17 protein-coding genes are annotated in these 15,546 nt (G+C 58.6%); 11 read left to right on the top strand and 6 right to left on the bottom strand.

Translation table 11 applies throughout. The annotated features are described in order from the left end of the window. Positions 1-10 precede the first annotated feature (10 nt). Positions 11-787: a twin-arginine translocase subunit TatC gene (gene tatC / locus HNQ81_RS02255; protein WP_240191586.1), complete on the bottom strand. Its 777-nt coding sequence runs from the start codon at positions 785-787 to the stop codon at positions 11-13. Then, the gene (locus tag HNQ81_RS02250) at positions 774-1,217 is read right to left on the bottom strand and encodes a twin-arginine translocase TatA/TatE family subunit (protein WP_183347850.1); all 444 of its coding nucleotides are present in this window, start codon (positions 1,215-1,217) and stop codon (positions 774-776) included. Before HNQ81_RS02250 ends, tatC begins: the two co-directional genes overlap by 14 nt. Before the next feature lie 410 nt (positions 1,218-1,627). Between HNQ81_RS02250 and HNQ81_RS02245 the strand changes: the two genes are divergently transcribed. The 9 genes from HNQ81_RS02245 (at position 1,628) to glyS (ending at position 9,750) form a co-directional block, all read left to right on the top strand. Further along, positions 1,628-2,923: an adenylosuccinate synthase gene (locus HNQ81_RS02245; RefSeq protein WP_183347848.1), complete on the top strand. Its 1,296-nt coding sequence runs from the start codon at positions 1,628-1,630 to the stop codon at positions 2,921-2,923. A 71-nt stretch (positions 2,924-2,994) separates the two neighbouring features. Then, the gene (gene rpoZ / locus HNQ81_RS02240; protein ID WP_183347846.1) at positions 2,995-3,261 is read left to right on the top strand and encodes a DNA-directed RNA polymerase subunit omega; all 267 of its coding nucleotides are present in this window, start codon (positions 2,995-2,997) and stop codon (positions 3,259-3,261) included. A gap of 27 nt (positions 3,262-3,288) precedes the next feature. Then, on the top strand, positions 3,289-4,410 hold the full coding sequence (gene dnaJ / locus HNQ81_RS02235) for a molecular chaperone DnaJ (RefSeq protein WP_183347844.1): 1,122 nt from the start codon (positions 3,289-3,291) through the stop codon (positions 4,408-4,410). A 16-nt stretch (positions 4,411-4,426) separates the two neighbouring features. Then, positions 4,427-4,930, top strand: coding sequence for a cyclic pyranopterin monophosphate synthase MoaC (gene moaC / locus HNQ81_RS02230; protein ID WP_183347842.1), 504 nt, complete (start codon positions 4,427-4,429; stop codon positions 4,928-4,930). A 34-nt stretch (positions 4,931-4,964) separates the two neighbouring features. Next, entirely contained in the window at positions 4,965-5,330 is a 366-nt protein-coding gene (dksA, locus tag HNQ81_RS02225) for an RNA polymerase-binding protein DksA (protein ID WP_183347840.1), read from the top strand. Between the two features lie 3 nt (positions 5,331-5,333). Further along, positions 5,334-6,332 (top strand): galactose-1-phosphate uridylyltransferase, encoded by a 999-nt coding sequence (gene galT / locus HNQ81_RS02220; protein ID WP_183347839.1) that lies wholly within the window; start codon positions 5,334-5,336, stop codon positions 6,330-6,332. A gap of 120 nt (positions 6,333-6,452) precedes the next feature. Beyond that, positions 6,453-6,806 (top strand): response regulator, encoded by a 354-nt coding sequence (locus tag HNQ81_RS02215; RefSeq protein ID WP_183347838.1) that lies wholly within the window; start codon positions 6,453-6,455, stop codon positions 6,804-6,806. Between the two features lie 87 nt (positions 6,807-6,893). Then, positions 6,894-7,622, top strand: coding sequence for a GTP cyclohydrolase, FolE2/MptA family (locus tag HNQ81_RS02210; RefSeq protein ID WP_183347836.1), 729 nt, complete (start codon positions 6,894-6,896; stop codon positions 7,620-7,622). Between the two features lie 52 nt (positions 7,623-7,674). Further along, positions 7,675-9,750, top strand: coding sequence for a glycine--tRNA ligase subunit beta (gene glyS, locus HNQ81_RS02205; protein ID WP_183347834.1), 2,076 nt, complete (start codon positions 7,675-7,677; stop codon positions 9,748-9,750). 185 nt (positions 9,751-9,935) lie between these two features. Here the strand turns inward: glyS and HNQ81_RS02200 are convergent, their stop codons facing one another. From HNQ81_RS02200 to resB, 3 genes are all read right to left on the bottom strand, one after another. Further along, positions 9,936-10,361, bottom strand: a complete 426-nt coding sequence (locus tag HNQ81_RS02200) for a cytochrome c3 family protein (RefSeq protein ID WP_183347832.1) — start codon at positions 10,359-10,361, stop codon at positions 9,936-9,938. A 140-nt stretch (positions 10,362-10,501) separates the two neighbouring features. Beyond that, positions 10,502-11,356: a c-type cytochrome biogenesis protein CcsB gene (gene ccsB / locus HNQ81_RS02195; RefSeq protein WP_183347830.1), complete on the bottom strand. Its 855-nt coding sequence runs from the start codon at positions 11,354-11,356 to the stop codon at positions 10,502-10,504. Between the two features lie 106 nt (positions 11,357-11,462). Further along, on the bottom strand, positions 11,463-12,782 hold the full coding sequence (gene resB, locus HNQ81_RS02190) for a cytochrome c biogenesis protein ResB (protein ID WP_183347829.1): 1,320 nt from the start codon (positions 12,780-12,782) through the stop codon (positions 11,463-11,465). Between the two features lie 555 nt (positions 12,783-13,337). Between resB and rpmB the strand changes: the two genes are divergently transcribed. Together rpmB and HNQ81_RS02180 are read left to right on the top strand one after the other, a co-directional pair. Further along, complete coding sequence (rpmB, locus tag HNQ81_RS02185; RefSeq protein WP_183347828.1) at positions 13,338-13,532, top strand: 50S ribosomal protein L28; 195 nt, start codon at positions 13,338-13,340, stop codon at positions 13,530-13,532. A 75-nt stretch (positions 13,533-13,607) separates the two neighbouring features. After that, a complete protein-coding gene (locus HNQ81_RS02180; protein ID WP_183347827.1) occupies positions 13,608-13,862 on the top strand; it encodes a hypothetical protein in 255 nt (84 codons plus the stop codon). Positions 13,863-14,037: 175 nt separating this feature from the next. On the opposite strand, the gene HNQ81_RS02175 is transcribed toward HNQ81_RS02180, so the two are convergent. Further along, positions 14,038-15,483, bottom strand: coding sequence for a DNA integrity scanning protein DisA nucleotide-binding domain protein (locus tag HNQ81_RS02175; protein ID WP_183347826.1), 1,446 nt, complete (start codon positions 15,481-15,483; stop codon positions 14,038-14,040). Positions 15,484-15,546: the final 63 nt, after the last annotated feature.

Raw genomic sequence — 15,546 nt, 5'->3', positions numbered from 1 at the left:
GGCGAGGCGCTCAGGCGGGGCTGTCCGCCTTTTTGCGGCGGGCGAACAGGGCGGTCAGAAAGATTCCGGCCTCGTACAGGCCGAAGAGCGGGATGGCCAGCAGGGCCGTGGCCATGAAATCGCCGGCGGTCAGCATGAAGGCGAGGACCACGATCACGGCGTAGAAATAGTACCGTTTCTTGCGGAAATATCCGGCCTTGACAAGATCGGCCTTGCCGGCCATGACCATCAGGAACGGGATCTGGAAGGAGAGGCCGAAGGTGATCATCGTCCGGATGACGAAGGTCAGGTACAGGCCGAGCTTCGGCAGCGGCGTCAGCGCCGGCGTGGCGTAGCTCATGAAGTAGATCAGCATCCGCGGCAGGACGGCGAACAGGGCGAAACAGGCCCCGCCGGCAAACAGCAGCGTCGCCCAGAACACGACGATGATCGCGAGCTTTTTCTCTTCCCGGCGCAGGCCCGGGGCGGCGAAGCGCCAGAGCTGGTAGAGAATTACCGGGAAACTAGCGCCCAGGCCGATCATGAAGGCCAGCTTGATATAGGAGAGAAAGGCCTCCGGCAGGTTGGTGTAGACCAGTTTGTCGACCAGCGGGCTCGCATGTTTGAGCGGGGCGATCAGAAAGGCCGCGATCGGTTCGACGAAGACATAGGCGACGACCGACAGGATCAGGATCGACAGGAACGAGGTGATCAGCCGCCGGCGCAGTTCGAGATGATGCGGCCGGAAAAAGGCCAGGCTCCGCTCGATGATCGGCAGGGTGACCTGAAGATGGCTATTGCCGGCCATGATCGTCTGCCGGGGCCGCCGGGGTCTGGTCGGGCCGGGCGGAACCCGGTTCCAGCGCCGGCGCCGGTTCTGCCGCCGTGTCATCTGGAGCTTCGCTGTACTCGGCGTCGACCGCCGGTTGTTGGGTCGATGGTGGCGGCGAGGCGGGCGGGTTGACGCCGGGGAAGGGGGTGTCCTGGTCCCAGCCCGATTGCGGGTGCTCGAGGAGCCCGGTTTTCAGCGACCGGGCGGCATCGTCGAGATCGGAGCGGATCTCGTTGAGCGGGTTGCCCTCCTCCTTGAAGCTCTGCTTCAGGCCTTCGACGGTCTTCTTCAGTTCGAGCAGACCTTTGGCGACCGAGCGGGCGAGATCGGGCAGCTTGTCCGGACCGACGACAATCAGGGCGAGGGCCAGAATCAGGATCATCTCGGGCAGGCCGATGCCAAACATACCAGAACCTCTTTTCTGCAGGAGTCTGCGAACACTCTTCAGGACAGCGATGACGCGGGGTAGTGACCGAAAAGCCGGGGTGAATCCCGGGACGGGCTGACTTCGGTGGAACCGATGGGGCCTGGATCTGATCATGCTCCCGGCATCGGTGGAAATGTACGGTATTTGCCTGGCAGTGTCAACGGCGGAGGCGGACGCCGGCGGCGAGGATCGGCCGCGAGTGACCACTGTGCAAAGGAATAATCTTTAAAAACAAGTAGTTGTCTGGATAAGCAGGGATAGTTTTGAGCAATTGACTTTATCGATTGATTTGGCTATATTTACGAGTTTGTCTCGTGTGGATTTGACTTGATATAGAAGGCCGAGTCTTTTTATTTCTACAAATACATGGAAGGTCCGAGGAGTGTGAGATGGCCAGTGTGGTGGTGGTAGGAACGCAGTGGGGTGATGAGGGCAAGGGGAAGATAGTCGACCTGCTGACCCGGTATGCCGATTTTATCGTCCGTTTTCAAGGGGGCAACAACGCCGGCCATACCCTTGTCGTTGACGGGCGGCAATTCATCTTCCACCTTATCCCGTCGGGTATCCTCTATGAGGACAAGATCTGCATGATCGGCAACGGCGTCATTGTCGATCCCGGGGTGCTGCTGGGCGAGATCGACAGCCTGCAGCAGCAGGGGCTGGCCGTTTCCCCGCAACGCCTGATGATCAGCGAGAACGCCCATCTGATCATGCCGTATCACGGCCGGCTCGACCAGGCCAGGGAGGCCTCGATGGCCAGAAAGATCGGCACCACCGGCCGCGGCATCGGCCCCTGCTATATGGACAAGGTCGGCAGGATCGGCATCAAGGCCGGCGACCTGCTCGATCCGGACCTGTTTCGCGACAAGCTGCAGGCCGCCATCGAGGAAAAGAATTTTATGATCACCCAGCGCTACGGGGGAGAGCCGGTCAGCTTTGAGGCGATCTATGACGACTATATGCGTTTCGGCGAGCGGCTGAACCCGTTTGTCGGCAATATCTCGGTCGAGCTCGATCGGGCGCGCAAGGCCGGGCGCAATATCCTGTTCGAAGGGGCGCAGGGGACCCAGCTCGATATCGATCACGGCACCTATCCGTTCGTCACCTCGTCGAACACCGTCGCCGGCAATGCCTGCAACGGTTCGGGCTACGGTCCGGCCCACATCGATGCGGTCGTCGGCATCATGAAGGCCTATACGACGCGGGTCGGGGAAGGGCCTTTCCCGACCGAGCTGAACGATGAGGTCGGCCGTGAGCTGCAGGCCAAGGGCCATGAATTCGGGGCGACGACCGGCCGGCCGCGCCGCTGCGGCTGGCTCGACGGGATCGTCGTCAACGACGCGGTCCGTCTCAACGGCCTGACCGGCCTCGCCGTGACCAAGCTCGACGTGCTGAGCGGGCAACCGGTCCTGAAAATCGCCAACGCCTACGACCTCGAGGGGAAAACCCTGGCGACCATGCCCTCGAATATCCGCCAGGTGGAGAGGGTCGTTCCGCGCTACGAGGAGATGCCCGGCTGGCAGAAGGATATCACCGGCATCCGCCAGTTCGAAGACCTGCCCGGCGCGGCGAAAGACTACATCCGCCGCATAGAGGATTTTACCGGGACACCGGCGGTCATCGTGTCCGTCGGTCCCGATCGCAGCGAGACGCTGCTGCTCAAAAACCCATTCGAAAAGTGTTAGCACCGGCAGACAGAAGTGCGTTTCACAACCGCAGTTTTCGATTGTTACAAATCAGACAAGGATAGAAGCATATGGCGAGAATCACAGTGGAAGATTGTCTTGCGCAGGTCGGTGACGACAACCGATTCAATCTGATCCACCTGGCAGTCAAACGGATCAAGCAGCACCGTCAGGGGGAACCCTTTCTGGTCGCCGGGAAGAACAAGGAGATTGTCATGACCTTGCGGGAGATCGCCGCCGGCAGGGTGACGATGGGCAATGTCGACAATCTGCCCGACACCTCCGTCAAGGAACAGCCGAAGCCTGCAGAAGATACAGAGCGCAGCGCTGTCGAGTAATGAAGACCATCCTGTCCTTGAGTTGATATGAGCACCGATTATTACGAGATTCTTTCAGTCAGTCGCAACGCCGGCGTCGCCGAGATCAAGAAGGCCTATCGCAAACTGGCGATGAAATACCATCCCGATCGTAACCCCGACGATAAGGAGGCCGAGGCTCGGTTCAAGGAATGCACCGAGGCCTATGAAGTCCTCAGCGACGAAAAGAAACGGCAGATCTATGACACCTACGGTCATGACGGGCTGAAAAACAGCGGCTACCGCGGGCCTGGAAATTTCGAGGATGTGTTCTCCAGTTTCGGCGATATCTTCGGTGATCTGTTCGGCTTTGGCGGGGGGCGGGGACAGGCCCGCCGCGACGGCCCCATTCAGGGCAACGACCTGCGCTATGACCTGTCGGTGACCTTTATGGAGGCGGTGCACGGGGCATCGAAGGAGGTCGAACTGACCCGCCGCGATACCTGCTGGACCTGCGACGGCACCGGAGCCAGGCCGGGACATCCGAAGACCACCTGCCCGACCTGCAACGGCCGGGGCCAGGTTATCCGGTCGCAGGGATTTTTCCAGGTCAGCACGACCTGTCCGACATGTCGGGGCGAGGGCCAGCTGATAACCGACCCGTGCGGCGATTGCGACGGCGTCGGCCTGGTCGAGCAGACAAAGAAGGTCATCATCAAGATCCCGGCCGGCGTCGACACCGGGGCCCGGATGCGTCTGCGCGCCGAGGGCGAAGGCGGGCGTCGCGGTGGCCAGGCGGGGGATCTCTACGTCATCATTCACGTCCAGGACCACGAGTTCTTCAAACGCGACGGCGATACCATCTACTGCCGCCTACCGGTATCGATGATACATGCCGCCCTGGGGACGACCGTCGAGGTGCCGACCGTCCATGGCAAGAAAAAGCTCGATATCCCGGCCGGCAGCCAGTCGGGAGACATCTTTACCCTGCGCAAGGAAGGGGTTCCGAGTCTGCGCGGGCACGGTCGGGGGGACATGATCGTCGAACTGCAGGTCCAGACGCCGACCAACCTCTGCGAAGAGCAGAAAGAGGCCCTGCGCAAGTTCGACACGCTGTGCGAGAAGCATGGCCAGCACAAGGAGCGGGAAGGGTTTTTTACCCGGCTGTTTAACGAGGTCCTGGGAAAATAACGGGGGCGGAGAAGGTATGGCACAACGAAAAGAACCTGAATTCACGCACTTCGATGCCCAGGGCAATGCCCGGATGGTCGATGTCAGCGGCAAGACGGAAACCTTGCGGGTAGCCGAGGCCACCGGCGCCATCAGGATGAGCCGGGAGGCCTATGCCCTCGTCAAATCGGGAGCGATGGCCAAGGGGGATGTACTCGGGGTGGCCCGGATCGCCGGCATCCTGGCGGCCAAAAAGGTCCACGAGCTGATCCCCCTCACCCACCCCCTGCTCATAACCAGCAGCAATGTTGACTTTGCTTTCCAAGATGATCAAAATTTGATACATATCAGAGCTACAATCGGGATCTGCGGCAAGACGGGCGTCGAGATGGAGGCCCTGACAGCCGTGTCGGTTGCGGCTTTGACGATATACGATATGTGCAAGGCCGTCGACAAGTCGATGGTCATCAGCGATATCTGTCTGGTGAAGAAAACCGGTGGCAAGAGCGGAACATACCTTCGCGGGGAACAGCGCGGGTAGTTTCGCACCATTATATGTAACGAAGGAGAAGTTGATGGAGAAAGAGCAGCTCGAAAAATTCAGGCTCCAGCTTTTGCAGAAACGTGATGAGATCCTTGACGAAGCCGGTAAGACGCTGTCGGAAATGACCGACCAGACGACAAATATCCCCGATCCCAATGATCGTGCCACTGTCGAGTCCGGCAGGAGTTTTGAGCTGCGCATCCGTGATCGGGAACGACGCCTGCTCTCCAAGATCGACGAGGCTCTGGGCAGGATCGAAGACGATAAATACGGCATTTGCGAAGGATGCGGGGAGGAGATCGGTCTCAAACGGCTCGAGGCCCGTCCGGTGACGACGCTCTGCATTGACTGCAAAACATTGCAGGAAACGAAAGAAAAGGCACAGGGGCAGGGTTGAGATATGCCTGAGCTGCGCAGGGACCCTGTCCTCGGCCGTTGGATCATCATTTCCAAGGAGCGGAGAAAGCGGCCGAGTGATTTTACGATCGAGACCCATACCTCTCTCGGTGGTTTCTGCCCGCTCTGTCCCGGCAACGAGAATACGACGCCGCCGGAGGTCCTGGCCTACAGGCTTGGGGGAGACCGGGGCCCGAACAAGCCCGGCTGGCAGGTCAGGGTCGTACCCAATAAATATCCGGCCCTGGTCATCGAGGGCGATCTCGGCAAGGAAGGGGAAGGGCTGTATGACCGGATGAACGGCATCGGCGCCCACGAGGTCATCGTTGAAAGTCCGAATCATGACGAAAGCCTGACCCAGATGCCGCCGGAGAAGATTTTTTTCGTCTTCAAGGCCTTCAAGGAGCGGATTGCCGACCTGGAGAAGGACCCGCGCTTCCGCTATGTCATGGTCTTCAAGAATTACGGCCGCGCTGCCGGGGCCTCGCTGGAACATTCGCACTCGCAGTTGATCGCCCTGCCGATACTGCCGCGGATGATCGTTTCGGAGCTGGCGGGCTCGCTCTCCTACTTCCAGTACAAGGAACGCTGTGTGTTCTGCGATATCATCAGGCAGGAGATGCAGCAGGATGTGAGGGTGGTGTGCCAGAACGAGCATTTCATCACCATCACCCCCTTCGCCCCCCGGACCCCGTTCGAGATGTGGGTCCTGCCGAAACAGCATTCCTCAACCTATTGCAAGCTCGATGATTTCCACCTCCTCTCCCTCTCGTCGCAGTTCTCCGAGACCCTGCGGCGGCTGAATGCCTGCATTCCCAATGTCCCCTATAACTTTGTATTGCACACCGAACCCCTCCGGTTCGGCGGTGTCGAGCATTTCCACTGGCATTTTGAGATCGTCCCGAAATTGACATCCATCGCCGGGTTTGAATGGGGCTCCGGGTTTTACATCAATCCCCTGCCCCCTGAGGAGGCGGCCGAGTATTTGCGTGAGGCCCTCTAAGCCGATGTCAGAAAACAGCCTGGCCGAATCAATTTTCAGGTTCGGCATAAGGAGCCGTAACGAAATAAAAAAAATGTCCATGATATTTCGTAACGGCTCCTAAATCGAAAGGAGAAGGATGTGAAAAAGATACTGCTGGTCGATGACGATACGAGCATCCAGCTTCTGTACCGTGAAGAGTTCGTGGACGCAGGATACGAGGTGGTCTGTGCCTACAATGGCGACGAGGCCATCGAAAAATTCAAGAGCGACAGGCCGGATCTGGTGGTCCTCGACATCCAGATGCCGGGTCTGAACGGCATCGAGGTTTTGCGGCAGTTGAAAATGGAGAACGCCGCTGTCCCGATCATCCTCAACAGTGCGTATCACGAATACAAGCAGGACCTGGGGGCATGGGCCTCCGATGAGTATGTGGTCAAGTCGCCCGATATCGGCGACCTGCTCAAGGTGGTACGGAAATACCTCGGCGAATGAAGGATGGAGGTCTCAAATAATGAGCGATGACAGGGTTCACAGCGGTTGCCTGGTGCTTGAACCAGGGTGCACACGCAGGAATCTCGGATGAAGGATATCCAGAATCAGACTGACCATCGTCGGATCAATATCAAGAAGGTCGGCGTCAAGACCATCTCCTATCCGGTGACCGTGCTCGACAAGGCGAAGACCCGCCAGAACACGATAGCCACCGTCAACATGTACGTGAACCTGCCGCACCGGTTCAAGGGCACGCACATGAGCCGTTTCGTCGAGATCCTCAACCAGTTTCATGGGGAGATCGGCATGAAGAGTTTCCATCAGATCATGGCGAGGATGAAGGAACGCCTCGATGCCGAGGCCTCGCACCTCGAGATGACCTTCCTCTATTTTCTGGCCAAGGAACGGAAGCCTGATTCGCTCAACCTCTGTCATTATCGCTGTTCGTTCATCGGCTCTTTCGAACAGGAGCCGGATCTGCAGCTGAAAGTCGAGATACCGGTGGTCCTGCCGCTGATCAGGCAGAAAACCAGCGGGCTTCCCCGCTCGATGGGACAGTGGGGCCGGGCCGAGGTGACGGTCAGGCTCAACAGCTTCATCTGGATCGAAGACCTCATCCTCCATATCGAGCGCGCAATCGGCGACGAACCCCGGCAAGCCGCCGGCAATGGCCAGGAGATGCTGTCAGTCGAGACCCTGACCCGCCGGATCGCCGAATGTCTGTCGCAGTTGGCCGGTGTCGGCTGGTTTTCCCTGCGGGTCGAGAATCTGGGCAACGAGTATTCGACCTTCGCCACCCTCGAGTCAACCGTGTAATCTCATGCCATGCGCGTGCCAACAGATACCTTTACCCTGATAACGACGACTTATGCGCGATTTACTGTTTGAAATTGGTACCGAGGAACTGCCGGCGGGGTTCATCGAGCCGGCCCTGACCCAACTGCGCGACAATTTTGTCAGGAAGGCTCAGGCCCTCAACCTGGCCCACGGCGAGGTCCTGGTCAAGGGCACCCCGCGACGGCTGGCCCTGATCGTCCTTGGCCTGGTCGAGCGGCAACAGGACAGCCGCGAGGAACTGCTCGGTCCGTCGAAGGCCGCCGCCTTCGACCGGGACGGCCGACCGACGCGGGCCGTCGAAGGCTTCGCCCGCTCGAAAGGGGTGACGGTCAACGACCTGCAGGTCGTGGAGACGGCGAAGGGCGAGTATCTGATGCTTGTACGGGAAGTTGCCGGCAGGCCGACGGCGGAACTGCTGCCTGAACTGCTGCTGCAGCTGATCATCGAGATGACCTTCGCCAAGTCGATGCGCTGGGGCAGCAATATCCACCCCTTCGCCCGGCCGATCCAGTGGCTGACCGCGCTGTTCGGCAGCGAGGTCATCACCGTTCAGCACGAAGGGATCGTCTCCTCGGCCCAGAGCCGCGGTCATCGCTTCATGGCCCATGTGCCCTTCACGGTGACCGGGGCTGCCACCTATGTGGAGCAGTTGCGCGATCACCATGTCCTGGTCGATCCGTTCGAACGCCGGCAGGCGGTGGTGCAGGAGATTGAGAAGGCGGTGCAGACCTTCGCCGGGGCGGGTGACGCCCGGGTCGCCGTCGACGAGGAACTGGTCGATACGGTCACCAACCTGGTCGAATATCCGTTCGGGATCTGCGGCACCTTCGAGGACAAGTTTCTCCAGGTGCCGGCCGAGGTGCTGATCACCTCGATGCGCGAGCACCAGAAATACTTCCCGGTCGTCGATGGTGCGGGGCGGCTGCTGCCCGGTTTCGTCGCCGTCAACAATACCCGGGTCGACAACCCCGATGTCAGCCGCAAGGGGCACCAGCGGGTACTGCGGGCGCGGCTGTCCGACGCCCTGTTCTTCTTCAACACCGACCGGGAAACCACCCTGGAAGCGCGCCGGGACCAGCTCGGCGGCATCGTCTTCCAGGCCAGACTGGGGACGATGCGGGAAAAGACCGAGAGGGTGGTCAAACTGACCCGGATGCTGTGCGAAATCCTCCGCCCCGAACTGACGATCTCCGCCTGCCGTGCCGCCAGCCTCTGCAAGGCCGACCTGTTGACCAGCATGGTTGGGGAATTCCCGTCCCTCCAAGGGGTCATGGGACGGGCCTATGCCCAGCGTGACGGCGAACCGGAGGCGGTGGCGATGGCGATCCAGGAACACTACATGCCGAAACGGGCCGGGGCCGAGCTGCCGGCCTCGGACGTCGGGGCGATCCTCGGCCTGGCCGACCGGATCGACACCATTGCCGGCTGCTTCGGGATCGGCCAGGTGCCGACCGGAACCGCCGATCCCTTCGGTCTGCGGCGCCTGTCCCTGGCGGTTCTCAATCTCATTGCCGGCAAGGGCTACAGGCTGTCGCTGTCGGAGGTCGTGCACAAGGCGCTGGCCCTGTACGGCGACAAGGTCGATGCCGGGGCGGCGACCGTGAAGGCGGTGATGGCCTTCATCGAGGGCCGGTTCGTCAACGACTGCGCCGCCAAGGGGATGGATGTCGAGGCCGTCGAGGCGGTGGTTTCGGTCGGTTTCGACGATGTCATCGACAGCCTGGAGCGGATCGAGGCCTTCCGCCGGATCCGCTCCGAGGACGCCTTCGCTGTCCTCGCCGCCGCCTACAAGCGCATCCGCAATATCGTCAAAGACAACGGTGATACCCGGGTCGAGTCCTCGCTGCTGCAGGCCGAGGCCGAGAAGGAACTGCACGTCGCCTATCTGCAGGTCAGGGAGAAGGTCGAGACCAGACTCGCCGAGCGCGACTACCTCGGCGCCCTGAAAGACCTGCTGCAGCTGAAACAGCCGGTCGACCGGTTCTTCGATGACGTCATGGTCATGACCGATGATCTCGATATCCGCCGCAACCGGCTGAATCTGCTGACCGCCATCGGCGAGTTGATCCTGCGGATCGGCGATATCTCGAAGATGCAGGAAGGTTGAGTCCTGCGGTGGCGTGACAACGAGAACAGCTGGTTTTTCCCGGTAGGGCGGAGGCCATGATGCCGTCCCCCGCTGTCATTTCGAAGCGAAGCGAGAAATCTTGCTGTTGAGATGCAACAAAAAAGGCCTCCCGGGGTGTTCCCCGGGAGGCCTTTTCGCGTTCCAGCGACCGGTTGCCGGTTGGATCACTTCGTGTGGCAGGTCGTACACTTGTCGAGTTTTTTCTCCTTCAGGGCCGGATCTTTCTTGACCATTTCCTTGTGGCACTCGAGACAGTTGCCGTGACCGGCGCCTTTCAGTGTGTCGAGCTTCAGTGCGCCCTTGGTCTTGCCGGCAAGTTTTTCCGGGTTGTGGCAGGCCTCACATTTTTCGATCTTCATCCCCTCGGTATAGGCAACCTGCTTGCCGTCCTGCATGCCGTGATGGCAGTCGGCGCACTTAAGGAGTTCCTGATGTTTCTTGTGGGGGAAGGTCGCCGGTTTCGGTTTGTCGCTGCCGGTCGCCGTCATCGTGATTGTCTCCGGACCGTTGTCCGCGGCCAGACTGGTAAACGCCAGACCGCACAAGAGAAATGCCAGAGCTGTTCCGCATGCCAATGCCTTTCTGATCATATGATTCACCCCTTCCGTTGATATGGAAAAAAATTCCGGCAACACTACATTGCCACTCGCCTATTTGTACTTTTTTTCCTGCTGTTTGTCAAATGCCCTGTGCGGTTTTACCGCTGGTGATCCGCACGCTGGGGCGGATCTCAACCCGATCCGTAACTGTGCAGGCCGGACAGGAAAAAGTTGACTCCATAGTAGGTGAAGATGACGGAAAAAAAACCCAGAATCGCCAGCCAGGCCAGTGGTTTCCCCGTCCAGCCCCTGGTATAGCGGGAGTGGAGGGTGATAGCGTAGATGAACCAGGTGATCAGCGACCACGTCTCCTTCGGGTCCCAGCTCCAGTAGGTTCCCCATGCCGAATTGGCCCATACCGCCCCGGTGATGATGCCGGCGGTGAGCCAGATGAAGCCGAAGAGCATCGATTTGTAGATCAGATCCTCGATGATGTCGGGCTCTGGGATGGCGGCGAGCAGCTGACTTCCGCCTTTTTTCTTTTCACCGCCCTTCGAGATCTTGAGGAGAAACATCAGACCGAGGCCGGCTGCCACGGTGAAGGCGGCATAGCCGACGAAACAGGTGATGACGTGGGCGATCAGCCAGTTCGATTGCAGCGCCGGAATCAACGGCGAGATTTCTTTCGAGATGCCGGTTGAAAACGAGGCATAGGCCATGGCCAGAAAGGCGAAGGGCAGAGCGAACAGGCCGAGAATCCGGGTCCTGAATTTCCACTCCATCAGCAGGTAGAGCAGGGCGATGGTCCAGGAGAAGAAGACGACGGATTCGTACATGTTGGTCAGCGGTGCATGGCCGATCCCCATCGCGTACGATTCGTACCAGCGCAGACCGATGCCGGTCGTCTGGATGACCAGGGCGAGGATGGTGACGGTGATGGCGAAAAAATAGGCACGGTATGCCTTGAAGACAAAGATATAGACAAAACACAGTGTCGCCAAAAGATAGGTGAACGTTGTGATTCCGAGAAGTAGTGAGCTTGTCATGAGTTTCTCCGTGTGTTCCGCGAACGCCAGCGAGGTGAGGTCAATTCCGGCAAGCCGGTGAAGGTGTTATGGATGAGTTGCCCTGCATGGATCGAAACCATTGATGTTAACCTCGCAGTCGATCCGCCAGTCTGGTAAAGGAACGGGCAAAACCGGTCTGGTTCTTGTTGCTGGCGCCGGCGAGCAGGATGCTGGTCCCGGTTCCGCCCTTGTCTGGGCGGAGGAGGAGCCAGAGGCGTTGATGGGAAACGAAGAACGAGACATAGAGGCCGATGAGCATCAGGCAGCAACCGAGGTACACCAGCCACACCCCGGGATCCTTCGCCACCTGCAGCCCGGTCGCGAACATCTGTTTGGCCGAAACGGCGATCGTCTTGTCGGCGGAGGGTATGGCTGCGTCCTTGCCGTTTTCGACCCAGAACGTCGATGCCGGCTGCTCCCCATGTTTCATCCAGATCTTGATCCGCGTGACCCTGTCACCCATTCCCTCGGCATTGACGACGCCGAAACGGATGTTTTGTTCGGGCCATTCCATTTCCTGCTGATAGGGTATGGTGAAAACCTTGCCGATCTTTTCAGGGGCGATGACGATGGAGACGATGAAATCCTTGTAGGCCTGGTAGCTCGACTGATAAAAGGTGATGCCTCTGTAGGTCAGCGGCTGGTTGACCTCGATGGTTTGTTTCAGTATTTCCTTGCCGTTTTCCCGGACAGTCAGAACCGAAGCGTATTCCTTAGGCATCCCGTTGGGGTAATAGTCGACCGTGAACGAGTCGCAGAGTATCTCGAACCCGAGATCGATCGGTTCCGAGGAGTTGAAAGCGAAGATTCGTGTCGTGCTCTCCCCTTCCGGTAGCATGACGGTACCCTTGAAACCGAGAATGTTGCCGATGATCGCTCCGACGAAAATCACCAGTATCGAGATGTGGACAACGTAGACGCCGATCCGCGACCATCCGCCCTTGCCGGCAAAGAGAAGGGTGCCGGTCTCGATTTCCCGGGATGCCGGCTTCCATCCCGCCTTTGCCAGTGCGGCGCTGAGTTGGCCGGCACTCTCGCCGACCGGTGACGGCAGCGACCATTCCTGACGTAAATCCATGCCCTGGAGGCGGTCGGGATGGACCGCCAGCTGGTTAATGGTCATGAGCCGCCAGGTCGTGGGAAAGCGGTCGATGCTGCAGATGATCAGGTTGGCGCACAGCAGCCCCAGGAGGATGAGGAACCACCACGAACCATACATGTCAGGGATGTCGAGCACCTGAAAAAACTGGGCCGTTGCCGGGCCGTAGGTCTCGACGTACCAGGAGTCGGGTTTGTTCTGGGGGATGACGGTGCCGATGATCGAGGTCAACGCCAGGGAACAGAGGGTGAAAATTGCCAGCCTGACAGAGGCGAAAAATCCCCAGATTTCATTGGTAAGTTTCATGGATCCGTGCTGTTTATAGGAATAATTCTTGTATGTGAGAGCAATCTGCTACCATGCATGATAACAGATTGCAATCGAAAAAAGGAGAGAAGTCGGCCATTTCGCTCTTTGAGGGGCTTGCCGGAACTGAACCGAACTGTCATCGGTCCAGTATAAGCACGATCCGTCATTGTGCTGAAAAAAGTGACGATCATAAATTACCCGTTCGATCCGGCAATTGACAATCTCAATTTCCACGATCGTTGCGCCATTCGTTCGCGGGACGGATGCTAGGATGTTCAAAAGTCACGATGGAGACGGATCCGAGAGATGAAAATGACGGCGGCAACCGTTTTCGGCGGCGCAGCCGGTGAAAAAATCCGCCCGGGGACAACGAATAGCGCTGGCGCCGGGGTATCCTGACATGGTGGAATCATCAAAATATATTGCTATTCTATGAAAAAGAAAGTAAAAGAACTGATTTTGAAACGGTTGTTCCTGAATGCTGTTAATAATCGTCTCTCTGTCACGTATATGGTTTGCGGCAAGGCGGGATGAGATAGAAGGAGAGTGAAAATGGCTAAGGTATGTCAGATTTGTGGAAAAGGGCCGGAAACCGGCAACAATGTCTCACACGCACACAACAAGACCAGGCGCCGTTGGCTGCCGAACCTGAAGCGGGTTCGGGCGGTCATGGTAAATGGCGGCACCCAGCGGGTCAAGATCTGCACCCGGTGTCTTCGATCGGGGGCCATCATCAAACCGGCATGATCGATAGTGGCTGTGCAACCGTAATGAAGGCGAGTGGGAGATTCCAACTCGCCTTTTTCTTTGGAGAAAATTCAAATGAGCGAAGAGCCGATCAAATTTCTCACTTGTGATCAGGCGATGAAAATCGTCGCCGCCATTCAAGAAGAGGAAGATATCAACAATCCCGATAAACGGGTCCTCACCGTCTATAACCACGACGACCGGGAGGTTTGCTGGTTCGATTACGACGAACTGATCGCGGCGGTCGGGCCGGTGCCGAAAGATCAGTTGAAGGAATCCGTACAGAACTACATTCTCAACCATATCCCTGACTGGGCCTTGGATATCTGATTTTTCCCTCCTCTGTCACCGGCGGTCGGGGCGTTCCGGGGCGGTTTCCGCCTCTGTCCCGCCGTCGATTTCGATCCCACCCCTCCGGTTGCTCGGCAACGTGCTTTCGTCCGGCGAATCTGTCCTCATTCCCCTCAATTGAGCACCCCTTCGCGGCAGGAGTTCTCCTCCGGTGTCAACGGGAGGTCAGCCGCTGCTCCAGCGGTTCGGGGAAGATGGCGCAATGGGAAGTGGGATCGAGACTGTTGCGCTGGCGTATCTCTTTTCCATGCTGGATGACCGAAACCGGGCGATCGGCGGAGACGACGACGATGATGGTGAGGGGGTGTTCGGCCGAAAACCGCAGGGCCGAATTGTAGCGCGCCCCCCGTGCCCGGTCTTCGCCGGGTATGCTGTGGCCGTCGAGGAGGCAGGCGAAGGCGTGGAGCTGCAGATCCGCCCTGAGATGGAGGGCGCCATCGACCTTCGACAGGGCGCAGGCCAGATCCAACTGGTTCGGCAGCCGCAGATCGATGGGGGAAATGATGTCCTGGCCGGAAATTACCGATTTTTCTTCTGCGAGATCGATGACGAGGGTGCAGCCGAACATCTTGTTCTGGGCGCTGTGCACGATTGAGACGATAGCCTGGAAGAGCGTATTCCGGGTGCCGGTGTCGAGATCGTAATCGAGCAGCGCCTCCTCGACCTCGAACAGTTTGGCGCGATGGGTGTTGGATGAGTAACTGCCGTCGCTGAAACTGCAGATTTTTTCCCGGTTGAGGGAAAGGAAGCCTATCTTCCCCTGGAATTCGGCGGTGAGGTGAAACTCAGACGGGATGCCCTCCGAAATACCGATGATGCTGACGCCATCCGAAATCAGTTTCCGGTCCGAAAATTCGACTGTCTGCAGCAGCTTCGTGACATGCTTGAAGTGGTTGACCCTGGGTCGTTCATCGACCCGGAAGCGGGCGAGAAATTCAATGCCGCCGAGGACGCGCGGTTCGACGAACAGGATTTTCCCGTGCGGTCTGACACTTTCCTCATGGGTTTTCGAGACCCCGAGCACCGAATCGAGGATGTGGTAGACATCGATCCTGGTGTCCAGCCCCAGGTTGAGGTTGATCATGTCGACGATATAATCGTGCACGGCATGGGTGGCGTATTCCCGGAGAAAGCTGCCGGAGATCCCGGTATAGAGGATCCGTTCGTCGGCAACGTCGTGAGAGAAGCGGAGGACGGCATGCTCGAGCCACCGTTCGGTCGGTCCGATCGAACACATGTCCGGGTGATGTTCGGTGAACCACATCTGGTAGAATACCGAACCGGATGTGCCGCCGCAGGAGATGCGCCCGTCGAGATGCAGGCTCGGTACCGGATCGATGAGGTTGAAGGAATTGCGATTGAAGATGAAATTGCCCTGGCACCGCCATTCACTGTTGCTGAGATAGATCTCCTTCAGTTTCGGTTCGTAGCCAAGCAGCAGGTTCTGGGGATCGAGGATGAAAAGCTCGTGGTCGGGGGCAAGACAGTAGATGACGGCCACCCTGCTCTGGCCGGAAAAACGGGAGAGTCCTTCCCGGGTGCCGGAGAGAGTATCGGTGATGCATCTGCGTATGAAGGTTTTTTCCTGAAGTGTCTTCATCCCTGGTAACAGCCTGACAGGCAGCGAGTTGTTCTTGCCAGGATGATAACACACATGCAACAC

Origin of the sequence: Desulfoprunum benzoelyticum (assembly GCF_014201505.1) — a bacterium.
Taxonomy (GTDB): Bacteria; Desulfobacterota; Desulfobulbia; order Desulfobulbales; family Desulfocapsaceae; genus Desulfoprunum; species Desulfoprunum benzoelyticum.
The sequence above is the reverse complement of the archived record's forward strand: the minus strand, read 5'-3'. Positions and strand labels throughout refer to the sequence as shown.